5 protein-coding genes are annotated in these 6,717 nt (G+C 68.3%); 1 reads left to right on the top strand and 4 read right to left on the bottom strand.

Annotation, left to right across the window (positions count from 1 at the left end; all coding sequences use genetic code 11):
* The 4 genes from R5H19_RS10530 to R5H19_RS10515 form a co-directional block, all read right to left on the bottom strand.
* A partial coding sequence (locus tag R5H19_RS10530) for a biotin/lipoyl-containing protein (RefSeq protein WP_318158961.1) occupies positions 1-160 on the bottom strand: 160 nt, incomplete at its 3' end.
* 18 nt (positions 161-178) lie between these two features.
* Positions 179-3,019: a 2-oxoglutarate dehydrogenase E1 component gene (locus tag R5H19_RS10525; protein WP_318158941.1), complete on the bottom strand. Its 2,841-nt coding sequence runs from the start codon at positions 3,017-3,019 to the stop codon at positions 179-181.
* A 308-nt stretch (positions 3,020-3,327) separates the two neighbouring features.
* A complete protein-coding gene (locus tag R5H19_RS10520; RefSeq protein ID WP_318158940.1) occupies positions 3,328-4,278 on the bottom strand; it encodes a GNAT family N-acetyltransferase in 951 nt (316 codons plus the stop codon).
* Positions 4,275-5,471, bottom strand: a complete 1,197-nt coding sequence (locus R5H19_RS10515) for a cupin domain-containing protein (protein WP_318158939.1) — start codon at positions 5,469-5,471, stop codon at positions 4,275-4,277. Before R5H19_RS10515 ends, R5H19_RS10520 begins: the two co-directional genes overlap by 4 nt.
* A gap of 205 nt (positions 5,472-5,676) precedes the next feature.
* Between R5H19_RS10515 and cysK the strand changes: the two genes are divergently transcribed.
* Positions 5,677-6,618 (top strand): cysteine synthase A, encoded by a 942-nt coding sequence (gene cysK, locus R5H19_RS10510; protein WP_318158938.1) that lies wholly within the window; start codon positions 5,677-5,679, stop codon positions 6,616-6,618.
* Positions 6,619-6,717: the final 99 nt, after the last annotated feature.

Genomic DNA, 6,717 nt, shown 5'->3' with positions numbered 1-6,717 from the left:
CGTCGACCGGCGAGGGCACTTCCAGCACCACCTTGTCGGTTTCGAGATCGACCAGGTTCTCGTCGCGCTTCACCGCGTCGCCGGCCTTCTTGTGCCAGCTGGCGATGGTGGCGTCGGAGACGGACTCGGGCAGGACGGGGACTTTGAGTTCAATGGACATAACGATCCTTGGGGGTCTTTATTCTGCGGAGTGGTCGGTGCCGACCGGGGCGGTCAGTGCCTGTTCGACGAGTGCCGTCTGTTCGGCGACGTGAGTGTTGTGGTGGCCGGCGGCCGGCGCCGGCGAGCGCGCGCGCCCCGCGTAGGAGAGGCTGTGCTTGCTGTCGATGCAGGCCTGCAGGTGGTGGCGGATCTGGAACCAGGCGCCCTGGTTCATCGGCTCCTCCTGGCACCAGATCACCTCCTTGGCAGAAGGATACTTGTCCAGTTCGGCAGTCACTTCCTCGCGCGGGAACGGGTACAGCTGCTCGACGCGCACGAGCGCCACGTCGGCCAGGGCGCGCTTCTCGGCTTCCTCCAGCAGGTCGTAGTAGACCTTGCCCGAGCACAGCACCACGCGCTTGACCTTCTTCGCGGCGAGCGCACGATGCTCGCCGAGCACCAGCTGGAAGCTGCCGTTGGCCAGTTCGTCCAGCGTGGACACCGCCAGCTTGTGGCGCAGCAGCGACTTCGGCGTCATCACGATCAGCGGCTTGCGTGCGGCACGCAGCATCTGCCGGCGGATCATGTGGAAATCCTGCGCCGGCGTGGTCGGCACGCAGACCTGCATGTTGTCCATCGCGCACAGTTGCAGGAAGCGCTCGAGGCGGGCGGAGGAGTGCTCCGGGCCCTGGCCCTCGTAGCCATGCGGCAACAGCAGCACCAGGCCGCACAGGCGGTTCCACTTCGCTTCGCCGGAGCTGATGAACTGGTCGATCACCACCTGTGCGCCGTTGGCGAAGTCGCCGAACTGGGCTTCCCAGATGTTGAGCGTGTCCGGGTCGGTGGTGGAGTGGCCGTACTCGAACGCCATCACCGCCTCCTCGCTGAGCAGCGAGTCGATCACCTCCACGTCGGCGCCGGCGCGCACGGTGGCCAGCGGCATCCAGGTGTGGCCGTCCTTCTGGTCGTGCAGCACGGCGTGGCGGTGGAAGAAGGTGCCGCGGCCGGAATCCTGGCCGACCAGGCGCATGTCGTGGCCGGCGTCGATCAGGGTGGCGTACGCCAGGTTTTCGGCGAAACCCCAGTCGGCCGGCAGCTCGCCCGTGGCCATCTTGCGGCGGTCGTCGTAGATCTTCGCCACGCGCGGCTGCAGGGTGAGGTCGGCGGGCAGGGCGAGGATCTTGCCGGCCAGCTCCAGCAGTTTGGGCTTCGGCACCGTGGTGTCGGCCGGCATGGACAGCTTGCCGCCGAGGAAGCGGGCCCAGTCGACGTGGCCGTCGCGGACCGGTGCCGGATCGAGTTCGGTCATCGGCGCGCCGGCTTCCAGGCGTTCGCGATAGGCGTCGAACTGCTTCGCGGCCTCGCCCTCGGCGAGCACGCCTTCCTTCACCAGTTGCTGCTGGTACAGGTCGCGCGTGGTCGGGCGCTTGCGGATGATCTGGTACATCACCGGCTGGGTGGCGGCCGGCTCGTCGGCCTCGTTGTGGCCGTGACGGCGGTAGCAGACCAGGTCGATCACCACGTCCTTGCGGAACTGCTTGCGGAAGTCGTAGGCGAGCCGGGTGGCCAGGATCACCGCTTCCGGGTCGTCGCCGTTCACGTGCAGCACCGGCGCATTGACCATCTTGGCCAGGTCGGTGCAGTACATGGTGGAGCGCGCGTCCTGCGGATTGGAGGTGGTGAAGCCGACCTGATTGTTGACCACGATGTGCAGGCTGCCGCCGATCTTGAAGCCGCGCGCCTGCGACATGTTGAACAGTTCCATGTTCACGCCCTGGCCGGCCAGCGCGGCGTCGCCGTGGATCAGTACGGCCATCGACTGCGTGTGCGCGGTGTCGCGGCGGCGGGTCTGGCGCGCGTGCACCGAGCCACTCACCACCGGGTTGACGATTTCCAGGTGCGACGGGTTGAACGCCAGCGCCACGTGCACGCCGCCCCTGGGCGTCTTGACGTCGGCGGAGAAGCCCATGTGGTACTTCACGTCGCCGGAGTGGGCCGGGTCGTCGGGGTGGTCGAAGCGGCCCTCGAATTCGTCGAACAGGGTCTTCGGCGGCTTGCCCAGGATGTTGACCAGCACGTTGAGGCGGCCACGGTGGGCCATGCCGATCACCAGCTCCTTGATGCCGTTGTCACCGGCGGCGCGCACCACGTCGTCCAGCATCGGGATCAGGCTGTCGCCGCCTTCCAGCGAGAAGCGCTTCTGGCCGACGTACTTGGTGTGCAGGTAGCGCTCCAGGCCTTCGGCGGCGGTGAGGCCGTCCAGCACGCGCTGCTTGCCGGCCTTGTCCAGGCCGCTCTGGCCGCTGGCCTGTTCGAGGCGGCTGTAGATCCAGTTGCGCTGCTCGTGGTTGCTGATGTGCATGAACTCGGCGCCGATCGTGCTGGCGTAGGTCTTCTGCAGGCGCGCAAGCAGCTCGCGCAGTTTCAGGCGCTGACCACCGCCGGCGTAGTTGCCGGTGTCGAATTCGGTATCGAGGTCGGCGTCGGAAAGACCGTGGAAGGCGAGGCCCAGATCCGGCGCAGGCATCTTCTCGGTCAGACCGAGCGGGTCGAGGTCGGCGGCGAGGTGGCCGCGCGAGCGGTAGGCGGTGAGCAGGCGCAGCACGCCGGCCTGCTTGCGCGCGTGCTCGTCGCTGACCGGCACGGCGGCGACGCCATTGTGGCGCTGCTTCTGGGCGGCTTCGATGCGCGCGATGGCTGCGGCGTGGGAGACGTCTCCCGACTCGCGGCCCTTGAAGGATGCAAAGTAACTGGCCCATTCGGCCGGGACCGACGAGGCGTCGGCCAGCCAGGCGTCGTAGAGCGATTCGACGTAATCGGCGTTGCCGCCAGCGAGTTGGGAGGATTCGAAGAACTCGCGGATCAGGTTTGTAGTCACGTCACCACCGGCAGGGAAGGGATGCTTGCAATCATCCGTGTGACCTTGAGAGGTCGCGGTTTCCGGCCGGTTTTCAAGCCCGACAGGCCGCTCATGCGGATGACTGGGGAGAATCCCGAGGATTATAGCCTTTGGCTGCTGCGACGCGGCAACCCGCGGGCCGCCCGGGGCGGCCTTTCGGCGGGTCTGTCCGACGATGGTCTAATGCGGGTCTTCGCCGCATGCAGCGGTTTCATGCGATTTGCGCATGATCGATGGTGGCTGGCCCGACTGAACGCCGGGCCAGCCACTGTTCAGTCGGGGCATCCCTAGAGCCCCAGCGCCTGCAGCTCGCTGGCCCGCTCGGCGCGTTCCCAGACTTCGTCGAAATGCTGCTGCAGCGGTGCCTGGTTGGCGCGGTCATGGCGCGCGGCGCGGCCCTGTGCGCGATCCGCCTCGGGCAGGAACAGGTAGCCGCCGGCATCGTTGAGCAGGTAGGCCGAGGTGTAGGCGAGGTCGGTCTCCTCCACCGGGGTGCGGATCTGGATCGCACTGGGCAGACGCTGCGCCAGCGTGATCAGCCGGTGGTCGTTGCGCAGGGCGGCAGCCGGGTCGTGCAGCAGGATGCGGATCCGCGCACCGCGGCCGGAGATGGCGATGCGACGCAGCTCGGCCAGTTCCTCCGCACTCGCGTAGTGGTCGTCGTCCAGCAGCGGCAGGTAGATGGACAACTGGTGGCGCGCATCGGCCAGCAATTGCAGGCGTGCGTCGGCCGCCTCGCCGCGCGTGCCGACGGGCAGCACGCCGATGTCGCGCAGCGGCGCGGCATCTCTGGCCGCTGCGGGCAAGGCCAGGCGCATGGCCCGATGCGGCAGTCCGGCGTCTTCGAACTCCTCGCCGTGCGCGACGAACCCCTCGCGCTGGTAGAAACCGATCGCGCTGACCTGGGCGTCCAGCGCCACTTCCGGCCAGCCTTGCGTGCGGGCACGGGCGACCAGTTCGCGCAGCAACGCCACGCCGACGCCGCGGCCGCGCCATTCCTGCAGCACGGCCATGCGTCCGATCTTGTGCTCCGGCGTGAGCCGGCCGCAGCCGATCGGCCGGCCGCTCTCGTCGCGCGCCAGCACGTGCCAGCAGTCTGCATCCAGACCATCGCGCTCGCGTTGCTCGGGCACGCCCTGTTCGCGGATGAACACCGCCTCGCGCAGGTCGAGCAGGGCAGTGCGCTGGTCCTCGCGCGACCAGTCGGCGACTTCAAGATGGAAGTCCTGCAGCTTCATCGGCGTCGGCGCGGCTTGCGCGGCAGCAGGTGGCCGTCGTTGACCAGCGCCAGCAGCAGGTCGCGCTCGACGGCGTCGAGTTTGCGATCGATGTCGAGCGTGCGCTGCTCGCACAGCTGCTGCGCCAGCGCGGGCGTGGCGGGGTAGGCGTGGCCGCTGGCGTACAGCGTGCAGGCGGACTTGCCACGGCTCCAGGCCAGCCGCGACCAGGGGTGGCGCAGCAGTTGCGCGCCGGCGTCGAGCTGTTTGGCCAAGGCGGCCTCGGCCAGCGGCTTTTCCGGCGGCGCCGGTACCTGCGCGTTGCGGTAGCGGGTGATGAAGCGGCCAAACCAGTCGCGCAGCAGGTCGTCGCGCAGGGCGGCGGCGAACGGCAGCGCATCCTTCAGGCGATCGATGGCGGCGCGGTCGATCTCGCCGGTGGCGGTGGCCGGCTTCAGGTCCGGATCGGCGTAGCGCAATTCCTCCGGCAGATGCTCGGCGATGAAGTCGGCCAGGTCGCCGGTCAGCTCGGCCTGCGACGGTGCGCGCATGCCGATGGAGAACGTCATGCATGGGCCGCCGAAGGCCACGCCGTCGTGCGGCACGCCCGGCGGCAGGTACAGCATGTCACCCGGTTCCAGCAGCCATTCGTGGGTCGGCTCGAACTGCACCAGCTGCTTGAGTTCCACGTCGGGGCGGAACGCCTTCGGCGCCAGTGGGTCGTCGCTGATCGCCCAGTGGCGCTGGCCCAGGCCTTGCAGCAGGAACACGTCGTATTGGTCGACGTGCGCGCCGACGCCGCCGCCGGGTTCGGCGTAGGAGACCATCACGTCGTCCACCCGCCAGCTGGGCAGGAAACGGAAGTGCTCCAGCAGTTGCGCCACGTCGGCGTCCCACTTGTCGACGTCCTGCACCAGCAAGGTCCAGTTGGTGCTGGGTGTCTTCGCGAAATCGGCCTCGTCGAGCGGGCCGGACTTGACCTGCCAGCGGTCGCGCTTCTCGTCGTGCACGATCAGCCGCGCCAGCGCGGCTGGCTCGCAGGCCAGGCCGGCCAGATCATCCGGTTGCAGCGGCGGCTGGAAGCCGGGGAACGCATGGCGGATCAGCAGCGGGCGCTTCTGCCAGTAGTCGCGCAGGAAACGGGCGGGCGACATGCCCAGCGGCTGCTTCGCGGAACCGCGGACTTCGATCGGAAGGGAGGCTGGCTTGGTCATTGGCGCATTGTAGCGGTGACCGGCGTGGCCGATGTCGATACGGCGCCATCATCCTGTCGTCGGGTTCCGACACGGGTGTTGCCGTGCCGGCCCGCGGCGCCGTTGGCCAGCTTCGGGCCGGCAACGCCGGGCGCCAGGTGGAAATCTTCACCCGGGCAGGTGCATGATCGCGCGACGTTTTCCCCCAGCCTGCCGGAGCACCTCCATGATCTACGACAGCATCCTCGACACCATCGGCAACACGCCGATCGTCCGTCTCCAGCGCCTCGCTCCGAAGCACGTCGAACTCTATGTGAAGGTGGAGGCGTTCAACCCGGCCGGTTCGGTGAAGGACCGGTTGGCGCTGGCGATCATCCTGGATGCCGAGCAGCGCGGCACGCTGAAGCCCGGTCAGACCGTGGTCGAGGCCACCTCCGGCAACACCGGCGTGGCGCTGGCGGCGATCTGCGCGGCGCGCGGCTATCCCTTCGTGGCGGTGATGAGCGACTCGTTCTCGGTTGAGCGGCGCAAGCTGATCCGCGCCTACGGCGGCAAGGTGTTGCTCACCCCCGCCGCCGCGCGCGGCACCGGCATGGTCAAGGTGGCGGAAGAACTGGCCAGCAAGCACGGCTGGTTCCTCGCCCGCCAGTTCGAAAACCCGGCCAACCCGGCGTATCACCGGCAGACCACCGCGGCGGAAATCCTGCGCGATTTCGCCGGCCGCCGGCTGGATTACTTCGTCACCGGCTGGGGCACCGGCGGCACGCTCACCGGCGTGGGCGAGGTGCTCAAGGTGGCGCGGCCGGAGGTCAAGGTGATCGCCAGCGAACCGACCGGCGCGGCGCTGCTCTCCGGCAAGGAATGGCAGCCGCACAAGATCCAGGGCTGGACGCCGGATTTCGTGCCGGCCGTGCTGAACCCGCAGGTGGTCGACCGCATCGTGCCGATCGACGACGTGCTGGCCCGCGACACCTCGCGTGCGCTGGCGCAGCAGGAAGGCATCTTCACCGGTATTTCCTCCGGCGCCACGCTGGCTGCCGCGGTGCAGGTCGCCGCGGAAGCGCCCGAGGGGTCGGTGCTGCTGGCCATGCTGCCGGATACCGGTGAGCGGTATCTCTCGACGTTCCTGTTCGAAGGAGTCAATGAAGGATCGGATGAGGTGGAGTGAGGGAAACGAATGGACCATCCGTCTTGATCCCGATCTGCCGAAGTCAACGGTTTGTCCCTTTCGATGCGGCCTGATCCTGCAGCGGTTGGTTGCGCCCAG

Origin of the sequence: Rhodanobacter sp. KK11, from assembly GCF_033345435.1 — a bacterium.
Classification (GTDB): Bacteria; Pseudomonadota; Gammaproteobacteria; order Xanthomonadales; family Rhodanobacteraceae; genus Rhodanobacter.
This window is presented reverse-complemented; position numbering and strand designations above follow the sequence as displayed.